Source organism: Mycobacterium sp. Panama NTM2, assembly GCF_054355555.1.
Genome location: NZ_CM135953.1, coordinates 2,771,362 through 2,792,234, shown reverse-complemented (window position 1 = coordinate 2,792,234; position 20,873 = coordinate 2,771,362). Strand labels below are relative to the sequence as shown.

The following is a 20,873-nucleotide window of genomic DNA, read 5'->3' as shown; positions in this document are numbered from 1 at the left end:
TTGCCACGACGGAAGGATAGCCGCCGGCCGCCGTGTCAGTTCTGCGAGTCGGTGCCGCCCCCGGCCGACGAGGACGCCGTCTTCGCCGACGAGGTCCGGCTGGTGTCGGACTTGGCGGTCTCGGCGGTCTTGGTGGCCTTCTCGGCCGCGATGGCCTTCAGGACGCCGCGCAGCGGCATGCGGTGCTTGGCCCGCGGCGCGGACGCGGTGCCGGTGTCGCCGTCGCCGTCGGATGCCTCGGTCGGCGTGTCGGAGGGCTGCTCGCCGTCCGGCGCCGTGGCGTCGTCGGCCGGCCGGTCGTCGGGCGTCACGATGTCGCCCGGCTCGTCGGCGGGGACGACGTCGGGATCGGTCGGCTGCTCGGACTCGGAATCGCTTCCGGTGTCGGGAGACTCGGGGCTCGGTGTCGTGTCGGGTCGCGCCGAAGCGTGCTCGCCACCGGTGCCGGTGGCTTCGGTGGCGTTCTTCTCCGAGTCCGCTGTCTCGGTGTCCGCGGTCTTGGTGTCCGCCGCGCGAACCAGAGGGCGAGCCTGCGGCGTGGTCACCGACGTCGAGGCCGTGGTCTCGGCACCCGCCGCGATGTCACCCAGCGTGGGTTTGCCCTCCAGCCAGGTCCGGTCGTAGGCCTTGTCGACGATCTCCCGCAGTTTAGGCTCGATGTCGGCCACCAGTGACCCGAGCCCCAGATCGTAGAAGCCTTGCAGCAGGGGCAGATGCTCGGTGGGCACGTAGACGTAGGTGGTCTTGCCTTCCTTCCAGACGATGTTGTCCGGATCGTCGAGGTCGACCTCGTCGTAGCGCAGGTGGACGTAGACGAAGGCCGCGACACCGTTGGCGACCGCGAGCAGATTGAACGGGTTGGTCGGGAAGTCGGCGATCGGGTCGTACTCGCCGGCGACGTCGACGACGTCGTACTGGGTGTCGGTCGGGGTCCGCAACAGATCCCCCCAGAACCAGCCGTTGACTCCGCCGTACTTGCGGCCGCCGTTACCGAGCAGCACGAAGGACAGATCCTCCGGTGCTGGTGCGTCCTTGTCCTCGGCGTGATCCTGCAGCCACACCGACGCGATGCGCGCTCCCCCGCTGAACGCGTAGACGATCTTGGGATCGGTCCCGACGTGATGGATCGCCCAATCGAGACGGTTGACGTTCTCGGTGACACCGAACTCGATGGGTCCGTACGGCTGAATCCAGTCGTAGCGGACCTCCTTGCACACCTTCGGCGCTTCGCACAGCGCCCCGCCGAGGTTGTCGGCCATGTCCCACGGCGTCGGACCATGATGCAAGACAGTGGCAGGGCCGGGCGGGATCACCGACGAGGCCGAAGACGTGGCCGCGGCGGCAGCGGCGGCAGCGGCCGGCATCGCTGCGCCGCCGAACGTCAGCGGGAGTGTCGCCGCAATCGGCAGTGCCGCTGCGGTCATCACTGCCTTGGTCGCTCGTTTCACGCCACATTCCTTCCGAAGAGACGACTGTGCTGTCGTCAGATGACGGGTCAACTGCTGGGGGTAGAGCCGGGGGTGGAGCGGATTGGGCGAGCGCCGGGAGCGAGAGGGCTCGTGGCCAGTGCCTGAGGGCCACGACTGCGCTTCTCTCGCCGACGCGATGCCGGCGCGTCGACCGTCGCGGACGTTACCGCACGCAACTACTTTTTGCGTGGCTACCTAGCAAACGCGCGGTAACTGAAACTTCCCCTGCGAAGGGCATGTTGCGCCGCTGTGGCTATTCCGGCGTTGTCACCCCGCCAGCTGCGCGCCGACGATGCCACGCGGAACAGCACGCGTCGAGGAACCCGTCGAGGATGCCAAAAGTGTTGTGCAACAGGGCTTTTGCCTGGAAACACCTCCGCCGTGGGCGGACGGCGGCGTCAGATGCCGGGGGCCTCGGCAAGCTCACCGTCGATTGCTGGGTGGCGCCGCGTGTCACTTGGGTTTGCTCCGTGGAATCCGTTTGTTACTCGAGAGTCAGTTTGGGTATTGCCGACAGCGTGACCGGAGCTGACGGCGTGGTTCGAGGGCGAGGCAATGTTCACCCGCCGTCCACGCAGCGGCAAAGGTGTGCTGTGGGTGATGGTACAGACCAAAAATTTTTTTTAGCCGACCAGGTGTCAGCAACATCTCGACCGCTCGCTCTACTAATACAGAGCCGGCGATAGTTACAGTAACGTAATTTTCGCTCGCGAATGCCAGCGGTGGAGCATTCTGCCTACTGAAAGCCCGTTCAGCGAGTCTTTTTCCTCCCGGGCGTGATGACCGGTGCCTTTTCCTGCCGTCGTGAGCGTAAATTCTCTACTAACGTAGAGAAACCATAAACAATGGATAACAGCAATAGACGACCACTTTGCCCGAATTGCATAAATTGGAAATGTTGGGTTTTTGCTACGAACTTGTTGACGGACGCGCAATATGCTCATGTCGCGCCGAGCACGGCGAGTCGACAATCGTTTCAATTCGGGGAGATGTCATGAAGAACACCATTCGCAAAGCCGGTGTTGCCTGTGGCACCGCTTTTGCCTCTATCGCGCTAGCGCTGACCACTGCCACGGGAGCCAGTGCCGTGAGCACCGCGGTGATCATCGGCGGCATCAAAATCAAATCCATGGACGACACGTTGATGAAGCCGCTGCTCGAGGGCGCCTTCAAAAACGATGTTCGGACATCGGTGACGTGGCCGGCAGAGGCCGGGCCGTACTCGGGCAAGGGCGACATGACACTGGGCGCGTCGATTCGCGTCGGCATCCCGAATCTGGACGCTGCGATCGACACAGCCGTCGGAAATCTCTCTGCGCCCACGGACAAGGTCACGGTCGTCGGATTGTCGGCCGGCTCGCTGGTGGTCAACGAGGTGATGCGCCAGTGGATGGAAGAGGGCACGATGCCCGACCCCTCGAAGGTGACGTTCATCGTCGTCGAGGATTCCAGCCGCCAGGAACTGATCAAAGACGCCAAGTACAGCTCGAAGTACGACTACACCTACCAGCCGCCGCCTGTCACGCCCTTCAACGTGGTCGTGATCACCGGTGAGTACGACGGCATGGCCGACATGCCCGACCGCCCGTGGAACTTCCTGGCCATGGCCAACGCGATAGCCGGCTCGATCGTCGTTCACGTGCCAGTCATGTACACGACCTCGATGGCGGAGCTGGAAGCGCTCAAGGGGACGATGTACTACGAGAAGACCGTCAACGCCAAGGGCGGTGTCACCGAGCACTACCTGGTTCCCACCGCCGCGCTGCCGCTGGTGCAGCTGATGCCGTGGCTGAAGCCCAAGGAGGCCGAACTCGAGGCCAAGATCCAAAAGGGCTACAGCCGCTACGATGCCGCCCCCGCCGTCAAGGTCGCCGCGATCGCCGCACCCGAAGTCGAGGCCGTCTCTGACGCGTCGGATGCCCCTAGCACCACCGGCGAGGACGCGTCGGCGGGACAGGCCCAGCCGGAGCCCAAGGTGACGGCACAGGATCGCCGCGACGCACGGGCCGAGGCCCGGGCGGAGGCCAAGGCGAAGCGGGCGGAAGCCAAGGCGGCCCGTGCCGAGGCCAGGGCCACGGCGAAGGCGGAGGCGGCCGCCAAGCGCGAAGCACGGAAGGCAGCCCGCCAGCAGGCTGCCGAGGACGACTCGTCGTCCGATGGATCTGGGTCGTCTGACTCCTCCGGCTCCTCGGAGTAAGCCCTCCCCGGAACTCGAGGCTGCCTGAAGCCTTCAGACACCCGCCCGGAGCCCCGGCCATTGGTCGGGGCTTCGTGGTGTCGGTGACCGGCCGGGCGGATGTGACGGTGAGCGCGGCCGCGGGCGGCGGCCTAAACTGCTGTGGCCCGATGATCTATTTGCTGTGAGGTAGCGTTGATGTCCATGGATTCCCCGCAGTACGACGCGATCGTCGTGGGCGCCGGGTTCGGCGGAATGGGTGCCGCGATCCAGCTGAAGAAGATGGGTTACGACAACATCTTGATCGTCGATCGCGAGGACGACCTGGGCGGCACCTGGCACGTCAACCACTACCCCGGGCTGGCCGTCGACATCCCGTCGCCGACCTACTCCTACTGGTTCGAACCCAACCCGCGCTGGTCCCGGCTCTACGCCCCCGGCTCGGAGCTCAAGGAGTACGCCGATCACGTCGCCGACAAGTACGACGTGCGCAGGCACATGCGCTTCAATGCCCCGGTCGACGGTGCCCGGTGGGACGAGGAGAACCAGCTCTGGCAGGTCACTCTGTCGGACGGGGAGACCCTCACCGGACGCTTTCTGATCACCGCGACCGGATACCTGTCCCAGCCGCGCAATCCCGACATCCCGGGCATCGCCGACTTCGAAGGCCGCGTCATCCACAGCATGGACTGGGACGACGACTACTCCCCCGCCGGTGAGCGGATCGGTCTGATCGGCACCGGAGCGACTGCGGTGCAGCTGATCCCCGAGTTGTCGAAGACCGCGGCCGACCTGACGGTGTACCAACGCACGCCGATCCACGTCGTGCCGAAGATGGACTTCGCCATCCCGCCGTTCGTCCGCCGGCTGTTTGCCCGTATCCCCTTGCTGCAGCGCGCGTTCCGCTTCACCACGGATGCCAATCTCGAGGTGATGATGATCCTGTCGGTGGTCAACTACAAGTACTTCCGGCAACTCAACGTCTTCGCGTCGTACCTGTCTGCGCTGCATCGCTTCCTGTCGATCCGCGACAGGAGTCTGCGGGCGAAGCTGACCCCTGACTACGATTTCGGGTGCAAGCGACCCACCTACTCGAACTCCTACTACCGCACGTTGGCCGAACCGCACGTCCATCTGCAGACCGCCGGAATCGAGCGGATCGTCTCCGACGGCATCGTGGCGTGCGACGGCACCAAGACCACGATCGACACGCTGGTCCTGTGCACGGGATTCGACATCTGGGAGGCCAACATCCCGGCCATCGAACTTATCGGCCGCGACGCCCGCAACCTCGGGAAGTGGTGGCGCGACAACGGATTTCAGTCGTATCAGGGCGTCACGGTGCCTGCGTTCCCCAACCTCTTCATGCTGGCCGGTCCGTATGCCTCCAGCGGCCTGTCGTACTTCAACACCATGGAATACCAGATGCGGCACATGGACCGGCTGTTCGGCGAGTTGCAGCGCCGGGGTGCGCGCGCTTTCGAGGTCACCGAGGAGGCCAATACGGCTTTCCGCGAACGGATGTCGGCGAAGCTCGGCAAGACCGTGTTCCGGCAGGGCGATTGCGCGCGATCGAGGTCGTACTACTTCAGTCCCAGCGGGGAGACCCTCGTGCGGCCCGCCTCCACCAACGAAACGAACCGCGAGAACGAGAGTTTCCCGCTCAGTCATTACGCCTTCGCCTGACGCTGCAGGTCAGAGCGACGTCAGAGGTTCCTGTGAATGCGATCGCTAGCATGGTCGTATGGGTGTGCGACACGTCAGGGGCGTTCTCGGAGCAGTGATTCTGGCGTCGACGGTGCTGCTGGCCGGGGTCGTCGGCGCTCCGGCAGCGCAGGCGCAGCCCTGCCCCGACATCGAGGTGATCTTCGCCCGGGGCACCGGGGCAGACCCCGGCCTCGGGTTCGTGGGTGACGCCTTCGTCGATGCGTTGCGCTCGCGCGTCGGTGACCGGTCCGTGGGCGCCTATGCCGTGAACTACCCCGCGGGCTTCGATTTCGACAAGTCGGCGCCCGCCGGTGCCGCGGATGCCACTGCCCGTGTGCAGTGGATGGCCGACAACTGTCCATCGACGAGATTGGTGCTAGGCGGCATGTCCCAGGGCGCCGGCGTCATCGATCTGATCACGGTGGACCCGCAGCCGCTGGGCCACTACACGCCTACTCCCCTGCCCGCGCATCTCTCCGACCACATCGCAGCCATCGCGGTGTTCGGCAATCCGCTGCGCGATGTCAAGGGCGGCGGACCTCTGCCGGCGATGAGCACCACCTACGGCCCGCGGTCGATCGACATGTGCGCCCTCGACGATCTGTTCTGCTCGAAGGGGCTGAGCCTGCCGGCGCACTTCGCCTACGTGGACAACGGAATGGTGGACCAGGCAGCGGACTTCGTCGCCGGCAAACTCTGACTCGCGGGCAAACCCGTTACCCACCTCTGCGCATCCTCAAACCTCTCACGCCCGGCAATCATGATGACACCCCATGTCACCTCCGGTGTCATCTGCGAAACTCACAGCTGAACATCCCTGTTGTCATCTGGACTGCGAGTAGGGTGTGCGCTACGTAGCAAATTGCAGCGCCGGGGAGAACAGGGGCACCACATGAACAGATCAGCTAAGCGATCTGCCCGGCGCTGGGTCGCGGTGGCCGCCGCGGCTGCCATCGCCCCGCTGGCTGTCGGCGTGCCCAGCCTCGCGACGGCACCCGAGGCGATCGCGGCCCTGCCCGATCAGCTCAAAGTCGTGACCTTGGCGCTCTATCCCGGGGACAACAGCGACGACCACGGCGGCATCATGTGCACCGGAACCCGCACGTGCTCGCCGGTCGCCTACCCCTATCTCGACCGCTATACCGGCGCCGACGACCTCCAGAAGGTCCTCGCCGCCACCGACTTCACCAACCCCATGGTGGTGTTCGGGTACAGCCAGGGTGCACGCGTAGTCGGACAGTGGCTCGAAGACCATGCCGGAACCGAGGGCGTGCCGACGCGGGAGCAGATGAGCTTCGTGCTCATCGGCAACCCGGACCGCAAGTACGGCGGAACGCACCGGCGGCTCGGCTCGGTCACGCCGGCCACCGACTACGACATCATCGACGTGACACGGCAATACGACCGAGCCTCCGACTGGCCGGACAACCCGATGAACTTGCTGGCATTCCTCAACGCCAACGCCGGCTTGACCAACATCCACGTCAACTACGACGACATCGACATCTACGATCCGGCGAACTACGTCTGGAAAGAGGGCAACACGATCTACGTGTTCGTTCCGACGGAGAACATCCCGCTGCTCGATCCGCTGCGCAAAATGGGACTCGACAAGCTCGCCGACGAACTCAACGGTCCCCTGAAGGCGAAGATCGAGAAGGGCTATGACCGGTCCTACCTTCCGGACTCCCCCGGCTGGCCGGTGGACCTGCTCCCCCCGGTCGTGCCACCGACCCCCGAGCCCAACCCCGAGCCCCAGCCACAGACGCGCGCAGCCACCCCCCTGGTGACAGCGCTGACCACTGCGCGGGATGTGCGAAAGGTGCGCGCGGCCGAGCCTGCGGAGCCGGCTGACGCCGAACCCGAGGTCGTCCAGCCCGAGGTCGCCGCTGCCGACGAGCCAACGGAGCGAGACGATCTCGCACAGGAGACCGCCCCGGCCGCCCCCGCCACGACTGTCGCGGAGAAATCCACCGCGAAGAAGGAGGCCGCGGATCGCACAGCGACCCGCAAGCGGCCCTTCGCGCGTCTCTTCGATCGGCACACCCGTGCGTCACATACCGCAGCGAGCGCGGACAGCACCTCTGCGACGCAGTGACCGAGCCGGCTGTGCTTGGCTGATGTCATGGACGTCAGCCATCTCGCACCGCTCGAACAGACCGCTCTGCTGACCGAATACTGCCGCGCACTCGACCAGCGCGCGCCGCGGCCGATCCTCGGCGATCGGTGGGCGCTCGACACCGTCGGTGCCATCGACTACGACTTCACCAGCCTCGCCGCCACCCCCAGCGTGGTGCCGTTGGTGGCTCTGCGCGCCAAGATTCTCGACGAGCTCATCAGCGCGTTCCTGGCAGAACATCCAGATGCCGTGGTGGTCGATCTGGGGGCGGGTCTGTCGTCGGCTGTGCACCGGGTGAACCCCGGCGCCGGAGTCGACTGGTACAGCGTCGACACGCCCGCCGTGCTGGCGCTGCGCGCCGACGTGCTGCCGGCCCATCCGGCCGACCATCCGATGCCCACCGATCTGACCGCCCGAGGCTGGGCCGATCAGATTCCGGCGGACCGGCCCGCCGTCGTGTTCGCCGACGGGTTGATCGCGTTCCTCGACGAGCCGGCGGTGAAGGCGTTGTTCTCGGACGTGACAACACATTTCGCGACGGGCGTGCTCGCGTTCAACGACTACGGACCGGTGAGCCGGGCCAACCGGTTGCTGGGTCGGCTGGCCACCTCACGGAAGACGAACTCGCCGCACAACCAGTGGAACTTCCCCGGATTCGCCGACGCCCGCCGCCCGGAGTCCTGGAATCCCGCCCTGCGCCTTCGCGACGAGCAGAGCGTGATGCAGCGGCCCGAAGCCGCGGCATTCCCCCGCGGGCTGCGTCTTGCCGCGCGGCTCTCCCACCGCATCCCCGCGATCGCCCGCAAGGCGCGGGTGCTGTCCTACCGGTTCTAGCGGCTCTCGCCGTTGCCCGCCGAGACCGAATCGGCGGCGCGCGGTCCGGCCGGTGTGCGGCGGTGCACGACGACGCGGCCACCCCGGCCCGGTGTGACGGTCACGCCGCGGCTGTGGGGCTTCTCGTCGGGTTCGGTGGTCGGCTCGATGCGGAACTCACGCAGGATGGTACGAAGCGTGACCTCCATCTCCATCGTGGCGAAGGAGGCTCCGATGCATCGCATCATGCCGCCGCCGAACGGGATCCACGCGAAGGGGTTGGGCGGCTTGCCGACGAAGCGGTCCGGGTCGAAGCGCTCGGCGTCGGGGAAGCTGCTCTCGGCGGCCATCGCGAGCTGGGTGCTCGCCAGGATCGTGGCGCCCTCGGGAATGATCCACTCCCCCAGCTGGATTCGCGTGCGAGCCCGCCGGAGCGCCGCGGTCAGCACCGGCCGGGTGCGCTGCGACTCGGCGATGGTGGCCAGCAGGAGCTCGTTACCGCCCGCGTCGACCTCGTCGGTGAGCCGGACCAGCAGGTCCGGATGGCGACGGATGCGTTCGATGGTCCAGGCCAACTGCGTCGAGGTCGTCTCATGCCCGGCCACCAGCATGGTGAGCAGCTCGTCGACGATGTAGTTGTCCGGAATGGGTGCGCCGTCGTCGTAGCGAGCCTGCAGCAGCAGTGACAGCACATCGCCACGGTCGGCGAAGTCCGGGTCCGATCGCGCTCGGCTCATCAGCGATTTCAGCAGCTCGTCCATCCGGCGTCGGTAACCGGCGAACTTCCCGCCCGGGCTCCACGGCCCGACGTCCTTGCGCACGACGGACGGCATCAGCGCGATCTTCGATCCGAACTCGACGGCCTTGGGCATCAGCTCACGCATCTCGTCGAGCTCGGCGCCTTCGGCGCCGAACACCGCTCGCAGGATCGTGTTGAGCGTGATCCGCATCATCGGGTCGACGGTCGGGAACTCGACTCCCTCGGCCCAGGAGCCGATCTCGCGCAGCACCTCCTGCTCGGTGATGCTCTCGTAGGCACGCATGTTCTTGCCGTTGAACGGCGGAAGGAGCAGCTTGCGGCGGGCGAGGAGCGCGTCCCCTTCGAGGTTGAAGATGGAGCCGGGGCCGAGCACGTCACCCCCCAGGTTGTTCTGCGGCCGCCCGATCAATTCGCGGCTGCTGCTGAACAATTCCTTCACCAGCGCGGGATCGCTGATCACCACCGTGGTGCCGAACACCGGCACCTTGAGCGTGAACGTGGAACCGTAACGGCGGCCCAGCGCCGCGATGGAGCCGTAGCGGGCCGTGAGCACATACGCGCCCTGAACCAGCTTGGGTAGGGGCGGGCCGGGTGGCAGCTTCACCGGATCCGTGGTGGCCGCTGTCATGGTGTCACCTCGTTCGTCGGGGGCGTCAGGCTATCTGGTAATCGCTGAGCGGGAAATGCTCCTGCTCTTTGACGGCCTGTCGGATGGACGTGGGCCGGAACAGCGGCGCCTCGCCGGATTTGTTGAACCAGTACGACCGCGAATTGGTGCAATCTCCGAGCCGGAACACCGAGTCGTCGAGCAGGGTCAGCATGCGATCGAGGAACCGGTCGTTGGCCGCCTCGGTGACCTCGAACGCGCGGCCGCCGCTGCGCTGCAGCTCGCCGAACAACCGCTTCATGTGCCGCATCTGGTACTCGACGGTGTCGAACCAGGACATGCCCACCCACGCGTAGGGACTCGCCTGGTTGATCATGTTCGGGAACATCGGCACCGTCATGCCCTCATAGGCCTGGAACCCGTTCTCCCGCCACCACTTTCCGAGGTCGCGGCCCTCCCGGCCGATCACCGGGATTGCGGGCAGGTTTGATTCCCACACGTCGAAGCCCGTGGCCAGAACCAACGTGTCCACGGTGCGCTTGACGCCGTCGGTGGTCACGATCCCGTCGGGATCGATCCGCTCGATGCCCGCCGTCTCCAGGTGCACGTGCGCCTTGTTGAGCGCGCGGTAATACACGTTCGACAGCGTCGGGCGCTTGCAGCCGAAGTCGTAATTCGGGGTGAGCTTGCGCCGCAGCTCCCGGTCCCGGATCGACAGGTAGCGGTGCAGGGCGCCGATGGCCGCCGCGGCGCTGTTGACCGGACGGAACTGCCGGAACTTCCACATCGCGATGGTCACCATGACGTCCATGAACAGATCGCTGGACATCCGCAGGAGCCGTTGTGCCACAGGGAATCTCGCGAACAACTTCTGGGCGGCGGGGCCGAACGAGAGGTCGAACTTCGGCATCACCCAGATCGGGGTGCGCTGATACACGGTCAGCTCGGCGACGTCCTCGGCGAGCTTGGGGATCAACTGCACACCGGTCGAACCCGTTCCGATGATCGCGGCCTTCTTCCCGCGCAGCGAGTAACCGTCGTTCCATTCCTGGGCGTGCAGCACCGTGCCCGCGAAGTCCTCGATGCCGGGGATGTCGGGCTTCTTCGGCTGGCTCAGGTATCCGGTCGCCAGGATGAGGAACTGCGCGCGGATCGTCTCACCGCCCTGCAGCGAGACCTGCCAGGTCTGCGATTCCTCGTCCCAGCGCGCCCCGTCGACCGTGGTGTTGAAGCGCATGTAGCGCCGCAGGTCGTACTTGTCGGCGACGTGCTCGGCGTAGGTCTTGAGCTCAGCGCCGGGAGCGTAGAGCCGCGACCAGTACGGGTTCGGCTCGAACCAATACGAATACGTGGTGGATGGGACGTCGACCGTCAGACCCGGATACCGGTTGACATGCCAGGTACCGCCGAGATCGTCTTCCCGATCGAGGATGACGATCCGGCGGTACCCCAGCCGATTGAGCTGGATCGCGGCACCCATCCCACCGAATCCTGCACCGACGATGACAGCGTCGTATTGCTCGGTACTCACGTGGCGATAGTACGGGCGATCGCAGTCCCGTTCCTACTTGCTGTCACCGCCGTCGGACTTGTCCGCGCCTGCCTTGGCACCCGAGCCGCTGCCACCCGCGTCACGCTTGCCGAACTTGGGCGCCTTCTTGGCCGGTGCCGCGTTGTCCGACGACTTCGACCCTGCGGCATCGCTCTTCGCGTCGGCCTTCGTCGTGTCGGCACCTGCGTCGGCCTTCGTCGTGTCGGCGGCCTTGCGGTCCTTGCCGAACGACCACTTCTTGGCCGGCTTGGCGGTGTCGTCAGACGACGTGTCGTCGGTCTTGTCGGCAACCGGGGTGACCTCGGTGGCGGGGGTTTCCTTGACCTCGCCCTTGTCGGTGTCCGTGGCACCGGCCTCGACCGTGTCGGTCTTGGTGTCGTCGGTCTTGGCCTGGTTGAACTTGTCGGTGAGGTTCTGGATCGCGTTGGCCAGGAAATCGTTCTTCTTGGCCGGCTTCACCGCGTCGGTAGAGGCGTCCTTCGTCGGCTCCTCGACGGACGTCTCGACCGCGGGCGTGGTCTTCGACGCGAGCAGCGCGGTCGCGGTGGACGTGTCTTCCTCGCCGGGCTTGGGCCCGATCCACTTGCCGTCCTCGCCGTAGTTCTTCTTGTACTTCAGCGGCACGTAGCTGTTCGGCGGGATGTCGTCGCCCGGCTTCCAGTCCGTCGGCATGAACGGATCTGCCGGGTTGCAGGTCGGGCAGAGCACCTTCGCGAACGGGCGCAGCACGTAGGCCGACAGCGACATCTGCGGGTTCCACAGCGTGCTCTGCGGCACGAAGGGGTACCAGCTCTTCCACAGCGCCGACGTCAGCCGGACCGTGGTGTCCCAGATCTCCTTGCCGGACGGGAAGTCGACCGGCTCGGGATCGTCGAGCAGGTAGTCCCAGGTCGCGTTCCAGCCGGCGTTCGGGTCGAGCAGCCAGGTCGTGTTCGACCATGGGGTCTTCTCACCCGTTTCGCCGAGCTCCTGACCCCAATAGGTCTCGTTCTCGCTGACCGGGTTGATCACATCGCCGAACGTGTAGCCGTCACCGGTGTAGAACTCCCACGGGGCCACCTGGAACATGTGGCTGAGGATGCTCTCGGGGTGCGGACACGGCGGCAGGCCGGAGCAGCCCGCATCCATCGGGAAGTTCGCGGCGAACCAGAGGAACGTGGCGATGCCGGCCTGCTCCGAGTAAGGCTTGAAGGGCAGGAGCATGTCCACGAAGCCCTTGGTCATCTCCTCGTTCGGCGGATCCCACCCGAGGACGTTGACGTCGCTGTAGACCCACCAGCTCTTGCTCTCCTCCATCGCGGCGGAGAAGCGGTTGATGCCGTCGATCTCGGCACGCGGGATGCTCAGCACCGCGTTGAACAGGTTCGGAATGATGTTGGCGTAGGACTGGCCGGGCTTGAGACCCGTCGACGCGGCCACCAGGCTCACGTCCATCGACGAGATCGTGCGCTCCTGGGCGGCGCTGACCGCCGCCTCGACCGGCAATACCGACCCCGCCGCGATCAACGACGCCCCGACAAGCGCAACGCCTGTCGTGACGTACGGCCGCAACGCTGACTGCATGTGTGCATCCCTCTCGTCGGACGTGCTCAGGGCTCTCGCGTAACGGGTCACGACGAGATCACGATGACAGTACCGAAGTGTGATGCAGGTGTCCAGCTAACGAGAAATTGCTACGCCGTCACATGTGTCCGCGACGATGGGCCCGTTCTGCGTGCCTGGCGCACTCGGCGGGCGATTCGGCGTGCCGGCGCTGCCCCGTCGAAATGCGCTGGCTGATCAGGCTTTGCGGCTGTCGGCGACGTCAATATGACCGGTCTCCGCGGTCTCGTCAGCAATGTGAAAGCGCAAACAAGTGGTTGTGGCCCGGGTGCGGCGATGCTTTGCCGGAGGCCGTGCGGCCGCCGGTGTCAGAGCCGTTGCGCGGTCAACCACGCGTCGATGCGGGCCGCCACGGCCTCCCAACCCGGCTCCAGCATCATGTTGTGCCCCATCCGCGGGAAGAACTCGGCCTCGGTCCGGTACGCCCGCGCGGTCGCCTCGACCTCCGCGCGGGTGACCGCCCCGTCGTCATCTGCGCCCAGGACCAGCATCGGGGTCCGGATCCGCTCCGGATGCGGCCGGTTGAAGATCCCGTCGGTGCCCGAGCGTGCGCTCTCCTCCCCCAGTCGCCCCGCATACCGCAGCAGCAGGTCCTCGGGGGTGTGCGGCGAGAAGAACCGCTCCCGCGCCAACTCGGGAGTGCTGACATACGGCAGCGTCCGGCGCGTCACCGACATCTTCGCGAAGTGCCAGGGGTGCCGGCGTAGCCAGCGCAACCCCGACCGCAGGTAGCCCTGTGGCGGCATCGACGCCATCAGCACCGCTGCCGGCGCGTCGTGGGACTCCAGATACTTCTGCACGACGAAACCGCCCATGGAGTGCCCGATCAGCACCGGCGGCGTCTTCACGGTCGCGGCGACCGTCGCGACATCGGCTTCGAAGTCGTCGAAGGTGCAGTCGTTGAGGGATTTGTCCGTGCCACTCGCGCCGTGACCGCGCAGGCTCAGCGCCAGCACCCGGTAGCCGCGATCGGCGAACCAGCCCAGGAAGTTCTCGTCCCAGCACCACGCGGCATGCCAGGCGCCGTGGACGAACAGCAGCGGAACCGGATGGGCGGCGCTCGCCTCACCCCGGTCGAGCACCTCGAGCATGGTCTCCTCGGATCCGGTCGGGCAGGCGGGTAGCGCCCCTGATAGTACGGTTCCTCCTATGAGATTCGGCGCCCGACGAGACGGAACATCCACCGGCGGGCTGCGATTCGGGCTGCTCGACGGGATCGTCAACACCCGCTTCTCGCCGACCGCGGCCACCCGGTTCGCCGGCGCCACCGTGGCCATGAACGGGGGTGACTCGCTGTGGGTGGGCGATCACCTGAACTCGCTGATCCCCCGCTCGCTGGCCACCCCCGAGCACCTCGGCGTCGGAGCCAAGCTGGTGCCCAAGATCGACGCGATCCTGGAACCCTGGACGATGCTCGGACACCTGGCCGCGCGCAACCGCTTCACCCGGCTGCGGCTGGGTGTGTGCGTCACCGACGCCTCCCGGCGCAACCCGGCGGTCACCGCCCAGGCCGCCGCGACCCTGCACCTGCTCACCAAGGGTCGCGCCCTCCTCGGCATCGGGGTCGGCGAACGCGAGGGCAACGAGCCCTACGGCGTGCCCTGGGAGAAGCCGGTGGCGCGGTTCGAAGAGGCCGTGGCGACGATTCGCGCGCTGTGGAACTCCGGCGGTGAACCGATCACCCGGGATTCAGAGTTCTTCCCGCTGCACAATGCGGTGTTCGATCTGCCGCCCTACCGCGGCACGTGGCCGGAGATGTGGGTGGCCGCGCAGGGCCCCCGCATGCTGCGCATCACCGGCAGGCACGCCGACGGATGGGTGCCGTTCACCGTGTCCCGGCCCGCCGACTACGCCCGCTCCCTGAGCGTCGTGCACGACGTCGCCTCCGACGCCGGCCGCGACCCCGCCGCGATCGTCCCGGCGCTGAACCGCGCCGTCGTGGTGGGCCGCACCCGCGACGACGTCGACGAGGCACTCGACGGGGTCATCCTGAAATCGTCGGCACTGGCCGCGCCGGCCGAGACGTGGGCCCGCCACGGCGCCGTGCACCCGCTGGGCGCCGACTTCTCCGGTGTCCAGGATCTCGTCCCGCAGACCATCGACTACGAGAGCGCGCTCGCCTACACCAAGGCGGTGCCGCCGTCGTTGATGCGGGAGATCACCTTCTGCGGCACGGCCGACGAGGTGCTCGACCAGATCGCCGAGTGGCGAGACCACGGGCTGCGCTACCTGCTCGTCATGAACGCCAGTCAGCTCAATCCGCGGCTGCGCAAGGCGGTCGCGGCCAGTGGACCGTTCGGCACCGTGTTGCGCGGACTGAAGAAACTCTGACCAGACACTCGGGCACGCGAGTTAGCTGACATCGCCGCAGTAGCGGGTTTCGTTACATTGCTGCGTGCGGTCGGCGTGACGTGGGCGGGGCCGGCACGCCCGGTGATTATTTGCCGTCAGGTCAATTTTGCCGCCTCTGCCAGCGAGGTCAGGCGTGCCGCTCGGCGCACGCCAGCGGCGCCGAACTCGTCGTACAGCTTTTCGTGGTCTTTGCACACGACCGTGCCGTCACCGTCTATCGTTACTTTGCTACGGTCGCATTCGTCCGCCGCATACGGGGAGCGGGTTCTATGCTGCCGTCACCTCGACCACAGAAGGATTCTCGATGCACACAGCTTTGCGTCCGTACGCCACCGCGGGCGTTGCCCTGGTGGGGGCCGGCCTGATCGCCGTCGGTCCCGTCACCCCGACCCCGCACACGATCGTCGTGCGCGACGCCGACGTCGCGTTGACCGGTTCCGTGGCCAACATTCCGGCCAACGCGTTCATGGCAGCGCTCAACACCCCGGCCAATCTCGTGTTCGGCATTCAGCGCTTCGCCGACGCGATGGCGGAGAGCGGCAGCTGGGAAGTCTCCCAACCCAACAACGTGTGGGGCTGGGACCCGGCGAACCCCGAGATGCTCGAAGGCTTCGTCGACATGCTGGTGCCGTTCCCGGCGCTGTCGCGCCCGCTCGGCGAGCACCTGAACTGGTGGGCCGCTGCGAATCTCCCGATGCACGAGGGATGTGCGTTCGAGTGCACCGACCCCATCGGCATGCTGCAGTCGATGTTCACGGTGCCGATGTGGAAGTTCTACTCCCCGGAGGGCTACACCTTCGGTGAGGTCATCAATCCCGTCGACGGAAAGCCCACCGAGTGGTCGGGCAAGACGATCAAGCTGGACCGCTTCGAGGTCATCAAGTCCGTCGCCGACTACTTCACCGGCGAGCCGCAGGCGTTCCGACCCGTCACGATGTACGACTTCGTCACCGCCAGCGCCAATCTCGCTGCGGCACTGCAGGTCACCGGGCACGTGCCGGACTGGCTGGCCGTGCGGGAAATCGAGACGTTCGTCAAGCTGTTCATCCCCAAGCCGGAGAACCCCGCCGTCGAGGACAAGGACTACCCGGACAATCCGACAGGCTGGCCCGGCGGCGCTCCCGAGACCGCGACCACCACTCTGGTCGGCCTGAACACGCTGAAGGTGGCCAAGACCGAGGTGCAGGCGCCGGCACAGACCGCCCCGCCGACGCCGGCGGTCACCACGGAGCCGGTGGTCGAGACCACCGAAAAGGCCACCGAGAAGACCACCGAGAAGACCACCGAGGAGGCCACGGCACCCGAGGCGACCGAGGCCCCGGACACAGCCGAGGAATCCAGCGACCAGGCCGATGCGTCCACCGGGGGTCAGTCGGGGCGCAAGGGCACGTTCAGCGTCAAGGACACGGTCGCGTCGCTGCAGAAGAAATTCGAGTCCGCCAAGCAGCAGGCCGAGGACAGCGCGTCGGAGCGCAAGAGCGCCCGGGCGGCGAAGAACGCCGACCGTCAGGCGAAGAGCACAGCCGGCACATCGGCGAGCAGCAAGGCCGACAAGGGCAGCGGCTCAGGCGATTCGGGCGGCGGCGATTCGGGCGGCGGCGATTCGGGCGGCTCCGACTAGATCCCGCTCAGCGACGCGGTCCGAACCACGCGCGGTTGCCGTACCGGTCGAGGTGCACCACCTCGTCCACCGGCCTGCGCGTGGTCGGGCCGTACCGGCCCTTCGGCCAGCCGAGCGGCACCACCGCGCACGGCGTGACGTCCATCGGTAGCCCGAGGATCCGGCGCGCCGATGTGAGATTCCACAGCGGCAACGTGATCAGCGAAGCGCCCAGCCCCATCGAGCGGGCCGCCAGCAGCAGGTTCTGCACGCTGGGGTAGATGGAACCGAAGAACGCCGAGGCGGCCGCGTGCGGCATCGGCACGAACGGCACCTTGCCCTCCCTCGCGCCGAGGCGCAGGCACGCGATCACCAACACCGGAATCTCGGTGAAGTGCTCCAGCTGCCATTCGATGGCCTTGACGCTCTTGGCCATCTCCTCGTCGTAGGACGCGATGTCGGCAATCGACGTACGGTGAAAAGCCCGCCACGCCAGCCGGTATCGACGCTGCAGCTTCTTCTTGATCCGCCGGTCCTTGACGACGACGAACTCCCAGTTCTGCCCGTTCGCTCCGGTGGGCGCCCGCAACGCGAGCTCGATGCACTTGAGCACGATCGCGTCGTCGACCGGATCGGGGCGCACCCGCCGGATCGCGCGCTGGGTCATCATCGCCTCGACCAGTGGCATGGAGAGCCGGGCCAGCGCGTCCTCGGCGCTCGGGATCGGTTCGGGCACGGCTACGCCTCCCCGGCGATCCAGGACGCGGTGAACTGCTGCATCTGCGGCACGTCGCGGGCGATCAGCTCGGCGACGTAGCGTTCGATGCGACCGCCCATCATCGGAATCCGCACCTCGACCGTGCCCCGCACGCGCAGCCGCGAGCCCGTCGGAATCGCCTGCAGCACCATGGTTCCCGACCCGGAGCTGGGCACCCCGCGGGCCGTGATCGCGAACTCGCCGTGTGCCTCCCCCGCGTCGGCGCCGGGCCGCCAGGATTCCCTGCGCGTGATCGAGGTGTTCCCCGGCAACATCCGGCCGATCTGGCCGGGCAGCATGTCCTGGCGCAGATCCTGCGTGGTCTGCACGACGACGGCGCCGTCGGGGTCGACGGTCAAGGAATCCAGCGTCATCGAATCACCGCCGTAGGCGGCCAGGCGGGCCAGCCAGTAGTCCCTGGCGGCGAAGGCGGCGAGCACGTCGGCGACCTCGGCACTCGCCTCGGCGCTCACGTCGAACGGACGCGCCACTACGGACGCTCCGAGGGTGTTCGACCGAACACCTTGTCGGCGACGCGGTCGGCGAATCGCCGTGCCTCTTCGAGGTGTTCATCGTTGATGTTGGTGGGGGGCAGCTTCATGCCCAGGTAGCGCTCCTTGTACTCCCCCGACCCGAGGTAGCTGGTCAGCGACAGCATCGACGGCAGCTCCCCGCCGGGATAGGTGAAGTGGATCCCGTCGACGTAGCGCCCGCCCTTCTTCTCGGCCAGCTTGCGGACCCCGGCGAGGTTCTTACGCCACTTGCGCCGACACACCACGAACACCGCAAATCGCTTGCCATCCAACACCGGCCGGGCCTCATGCGACATCAGGAACGTGCGCAACGGCATCGACACGGTGTCCCACCACGTCGGCGACCCGATGCAGATCAGGTCATAGGACCCGGTGCGCACCGCCTCGGGGGTGCGGATGTCGCCGGTGCGCTTGAGCGTCTGCGCGGGCAGCATGCCGAGGAACTCCGGCCACACCCGGCGCATCGGGAAGCGGGAGAACCGCTCGGCATAGCGCGGATCGGTGAACTCGATCGGCGCCTCGGTGACCTCGTACCCGCGGGCGCGGAACCGTTCGGCCGCGGCGTCGAGCACCTTTTTGGCCTGCCCTGTGTAGCTGTAGTAGAGCAGCAGCACCTTCGGTGATTCAGCCAACTCCGGCACATCCTTTCCTGGCCTTCCCAACCCCAGCCTTTCCAACCCGACGTGCCACGCCGGGCCTCGAGCGCATAGCCTCACACACGTGAACGACAAAGTTGCGGTCAATCTGAGCGGCCCCGCGAAGACGATGCTGTCCACGTTGTACCTCAAGGCACTCGACGCCGACTTCGATCAGCCCATCCTCGGTGACACCTTCGCCAAGGCCGCGATCGGCAAGCTCGACTTCGACTGGAGTGAGCTGGAGATCACGCCGAAGTGGGCGCCGCTGTTCACCGTTCGCACCGCGCAGTACGACATCTGGGTGCGGCAGTTCATCGCCGCGCACCCGGAGTGCACCGTCGTACACCTGGGCTGCGGGCTGGACTGCCGCGTGTTCCGCGTCGACCCCGGGCCCGGCGTCCGGTGGTACGACGTCGATTTCCCGCAGGTGATCGCGTTGCGCGAGCAGATCTACCCCAGCCGCGACAACTACGAGCTGATCGCCACGCCGGCCACCGAACCGCAGTGGCTCGAGCAGATTCCCGCCGACCGGCCGACACTGCTGATCGCCGAGGGCATCAGCATGTACCTGACCGAGGACGAGGGAATCGCGCTGCTGCGCCGGTTCGTCGACCGCTTCGGCACCGGCGAGCTGCAGATCGACTTCTTCAACTGGCTGGCCATCAAATCGCAGAAGAGCCAGTCGCTGGTGCGCACCTCCGGCTCGGTGCTGTACTGGGCGGTCAACGACCCCCAGCAGATCCTCGACAAGCTGCCCGACATCCGCTTGCTCTCGGCGGCAACGTTTTTCGACGCCAGCACCTACGCCCGCACCGGTCGCGGGATGCACGCGCTCAAACGCCTCGTCGCGGCGGTGCCGCCGCTGCGTACCTCGTTGCAATACCATCGCTACGCGTTCGGCACCTAAGCGCCCGTGCTCGCGGCCTGCTTGGCCACGATGCCGTGCAGCTGGGCCTCGATCGCGGCGATCGACTTGTCGCGATCGGGGCCGTGGCTGTGGTACTCGATCATCAACTGCCCGTTGAAGATCTTCGACGTGTAGATCTCGATGCCCGCGCCGACCGCGAAATAGAACTCGCCGTGGCTCGCGGCCACCTCCATGTCCGGCGGCGTGCGCAGCGGCGGCACGATGCCGTTGTCGGTGAACATCACCACATCGGGCAGCCCGGGCGGATTGCCGACGTATTGCGGGCTGAAGTGCAGGAAGCTCTGCTGGATGACGCCCTCGGCGATGTCCTTCTTGTAGGTGTCGTTGATGTCGCGGGCCAGCGCCGCCACATCGGTGCCCGGATGGATTTCCGCCAGATACGTCGCGATCCCCACCGGATTGGTGCTCTCGGTCGCCGACACCGGCGGCGTCAGCAGGTAGCGCAGATCGACCGGATACACGTACGGCACCGGGATGTTCGGGGTGTTGCGCACCTGCCACTCGGCCATCAACACCGCCGCCGACAGCAGGCTGTTCAGGCCCAGCTTGTTGGCCCGGCAGAACCCGATGATCTTCTCGGTGTCCTGTTCCGACAGCGTGCAGTACTCCATCGGAACCAGCTGCGGCAGCACCGGATTGGTCTCCGAGGGCGCCCGGCGTGACGGCGGCAGCTCGTAGGCGAACATCGCCGCCAGCAGGCGTTCCAGGCCCGAGCGTGGCCTCTTCTCGACACCACGGCTGGCCAGGATGACCTCCAGCGGCTCCGGCGCGGGATGCACCGTGACCGGCTTGGTGGTCCCGGTGGTGACCAGATCGGTGTAGGTGGAGAACAGCTCCTCGACGAGGCTGAACTGGTGGTGACCGTCGGCCAGGCTGTGGTGGATGTAGAGCGTCGGCTGAGCCACACCGTCACGGATCGTCAGGCGCAGGTGCACCAGCGACTGGGTCTGGTCGAAGATCAGCGGCGGCGCCGGCTGGTCGCCGGTCAGTTCGACCACCTCGATGCCGGAGTGCATCAGATCGTCGAGCACGATCTCCCACTTGCCGTCGGGCAACTGCTCGAGATGCCCACCGAGCACGGGATGCGCCTCGATGAGCGCATCGAAGGCATCCGAGAGCGCGTCGGCGTCCATCGGTCCCGTGACGTGCGCCGCCAGGCCGATGAAGTTGTGCGTCTCGGCGAACATCTCCTCGCTGCGCGCCAACTTGCGGATCCCGGAGGTCGGATACACGTCTGTCACAACTCCCTGTGCGTCGAAA

General features: G+C 66.6%; 17 protein-coding genes. 8 read left to right on the top strand and 9 right to left on the bottom strand.

Translation table 11 applies throughout. The annotated features are described in order from the left end of the window. Positions 1–35: 35 nt before the first annotated feature. Positions 36–1,448, bottom strand: coding sequence for a PE-PPE domain-containing protein (locus tag ACXYX3_RS13220; protein WP_458607813.1), 1,413 nt, complete (start codon positions 1,446–1,448; stop codon positions 36–38). 892 nt (positions 1,449–2,340) lie between these two features. Between ACXYX3_RS13220 and ACXYX3_RS13215 the strand changes: the two genes are divergently transcribed. From ACXYX3_RS13215 to ACXYX3_RS13195, 5 genes are all read left to right on the top strand, one after another. Continuing rightward, complete coding sequence (locus tag ACXYX3_RS13215; protein ID WP_458607812.1) at positions 2,341–3,666, top strand: PE-PPE domain-containing protein; 1,326 nt, start codon at positions 2,341–2,343, stop codon at positions 3,664–3,666. A 183-nt stretch (positions 3,667–3,849) separates the two neighbouring features. Continuing rightward, complete coding sequence (locus tag ACXYX3_RS13210; protein WP_458607811.1) at positions 3,850–5,331, top strand: flavin-containing monooxygenase; 1,482 nt, start codon at positions 3,850–3,852, stop codon at positions 5,329–5,331. A gap of 58 nt (positions 5,332–5,389) precedes the next feature. After that, entirely contained in the window at positions 5,390–6,052 is a 663-nt protein-coding gene (locus ACXYX3_RS13205; RefSeq protein WP_241206629.1) for a cutinase family protein, read from the top strand. A gap of 192 nt (positions 6,053–6,244) precedes the next feature. After that, entirely contained in the window at positions 6,245–7,450 is a 1,206-nt protein-coding gene (locus ACXYX3_RS13200) for a PE-PPE domain-containing protein (RefSeq protein WP_458607810.1), read from the top strand. Positions 7,451–7,477: 27 nt separating this feature from the next. After that, complete coding sequence (locus tag ACXYX3_RS13195; protein WP_458607809.1) at positions 7,478–8,305, top strand: class I SAM-dependent methyltransferase; 828 nt, start codon at positions 7,478–7,480, stop codon at positions 8,303–8,305. Here ACXYX3_RS13195 and ACXYX3_RS13190 read toward each other — a convergent pair. From ACXYX3_RS13190 to ACXYX3_RS13175, 4 genes are all read right to left on the bottom strand, one after another. Continuing rightward, positions 8,302–9,672 (bottom strand): cytochrome P450, encoded by a 1,371-nt coding sequence (locus ACXYX3_RS13190; RefSeq protein ID WP_458607808.1) that lies wholly within the window; start codon positions 9,670–9,672, stop codon positions 8,302–8,304. The two genes, ACXYX3_RS13195 and ACXYX3_RS13190, sit on opposite strands and share 4 nt — an antisense overlap. Positions 9,673–9,697: 25 nt before the next feature. After that, positions 9,698–11,182, bottom strand: coding sequence for a flavin-containing monooxygenase (locus ACXYX3_RS13185; protein WP_458607807.1), 1,485 nt, complete (start codon positions 11,180–11,182; stop codon positions 9,698–9,700). Positions 11,183–11,215: 33 nt separating this feature from the next. Then, a complete protein-coding gene (locus ACXYX3_RS13180) occupies positions 11,216–12,766 on the bottom strand; it encodes a hypothetical protein (RefSeq protein WP_458607806.1) in 1,551 nt (516 codons plus the stop codon). A 347-nt stretch (positions 12,767–13,113) separates the two neighbouring features. After that, positions 13,114–13,896: an alpha/beta hydrolase gene (locus ACXYX3_RS13175; protein ID WP_458607805.1), complete on the bottom strand. Its 783-nt coding sequence runs from the start codon at positions 13,894–13,896 to the stop codon at positions 13,114–13,116. Positions 13,897–13,954: 58 nt separating this feature from the next. On the opposite strand from ACXYX3_RS13175, the gene ACXYX3_RS13170 reads away from it, so the two are divergent. Then, on the top strand, positions 13,955–15,136 hold the full coding sequence (locus ACXYX3_RS13170) for an LLM class flavin-dependent oxidoreductase (RefSeq protein WP_458607804.1): 1,182 nt from the start codon (positions 13,955–13,957) through the stop codon (positions 15,134–15,136). Positions 15,137–15,461: 325 nt separating this feature from the next. After that, positions 15,462–16,778 carry a hypothetical protein gene (locus tag ACXYX3_RS13165; RefSeq protein ID WP_458607803.1) on the top strand — a complete coding sequence of 439 codons (1,317 nt, stop codon included), beginning with the start codon at positions 15,462–15,464 and terminating at the stop codon, positions 16,776–16,778. 7 nt (positions 16,779–16,785) lie between these two features. Here ACXYX3_RS13165 and ACXYX3_RS13160 read toward each other — a convergent pair whose 3' ends face one another. From ACXYX3_RS13160 to ACXYX3_RS13150, 3 genes are read right to left on the bottom strand one after another with little or no spacing between them, the layout of a single operon-like run. After that, positions 16,786–17,493, bottom strand: coding sequence for a nitroreductase family protein (locus ACXYX3_RS13160; RefSeq protein ID WP_241206638.1), 708 nt, complete (start codon positions 17,491–17,493; stop codon positions 16,786–16,788). A gap of 2 nt (positions 17,494–17,495) precedes the next feature. Beyond that, entirely contained in the window at positions 17,496–18,005 is a 510-nt protein-coding gene (locus tag ACXYX3_RS13155) for a DUF2505 domain-containing protein (protein ID WP_458607802.1), read from the bottom strand. Then, a complete protein-coding gene (locus ACXYX3_RS13150; RefSeq protein WP_241206640.1) occupies positions 18,005–18,679 on the bottom strand; it encodes a flavodoxin family protein in 675 nt (224 codons plus the stop codon). Before ACXYX3_RS13150 ends, ACXYX3_RS13155 begins: the two co-directional genes overlap by 1 nt. An 88-nt stretch (positions 18,680–18,767) precedes the next feature. Here ACXYX3_RS13150 and ACXYX3_RS13145 point away from each other — a divergent pair, with 88 nt between their 5' ends. Next, positions 18,768–19,592, top strand: coding sequence for a class I SAM-dependent methyltransferase (locus tag ACXYX3_RS13145; protein ID WP_241206641.1), 825 nt, complete (start codon positions 18,768–18,770; stop codon positions 19,590–19,592). Here ACXYX3_RS13145 and ACXYX3_RS13140 read toward each other — a convergent pair. Continuing rightward, complete coding sequence (locus ACXYX3_RS13140) at positions 19,589–20,845, bottom strand: phthiocerol/phthiodiolone dimycocerosyl transferase (protein ID WP_458607801.1); 1,257 nt, start codon at positions 20,843–20,845, stop codon at positions 19,589–19,591. The genes ACXYX3_RS13145 and ACXYX3_RS13140 overlap by 4 nt on opposite strands. Between the last annotated feature and the right edge of the window lie 28 nt (positions 20,846–20,873).

Excerpts from the sequence above, each read along its gene's own strand:
- ACXYX3_RS13210 (WP_458607811.1), top strand. The coding sequence starts at position 3,850 with ATGGATTCCCCGCAGTACGACGCGATCGTCGTGGGCGCCGGGTTCGGC.
- ACXYX3_RS13205 (WP_241206629.1), top strand. The coding sequence starts at position 5,390 with ATGGGTGTGCGACACGTCAGGGGCGTTCTCGGAGCAGTGATTCTGGCG.
- ACXYX3_RS13200 (WP_458607810.1), top strand. The coding sequence starts at position 6,245 with ATGAACAGATCAGCTAAGCGATCTGCCCGGCGCTGGGTCGCGGTGGCC.
- ACXYX3_RS13195 (WP_458607809.1), top strand. The coding sequence starts at position 7,478 with ATGGACGTCAGCCATCTCGCACCGCTCGAACAGACCGCTCTGCTGACC.
- ACXYX3_RS13190 (WP_458607808.1), bottom strand. The coding sequence starts at position 9,672 with ATGACAGCGGCCACCACGGATCCGGTGAAGCTGCCACCCGGCCCGCCC.
- ACXYX3_RS13180 (WP_458607806.1), bottom strand. The coding sequence starts at position 12,766 with ATGCAGTCAGCGTTGCGGCCGTACGTCACGACAGGCGTTGCGCTTGTC.
- ACXYX3_RS13175 (WP_458607805.1), bottom strand. The coding sequence starts at position 13,896 with ATGCTCGAGGTGCTCGACCGGGGTGAGGCGAGCGCCGCCCATCCGGTT.
- ACXYX3_RS13170 (WP_458607804.1), top strand. The coding sequence starts at position 13,955 with ATGAGATTCGGCGCCCGACGAGACGGAACATCCACCGGCGGGCTGCGA.
- ACXYX3_RS13165 (WP_458607803.1), top strand. The coding sequence starts at position 15,462 with ATGCACACAGCTTTGCGTCCGTACGCCACCGCGGGCGTTGCCCTGGTG.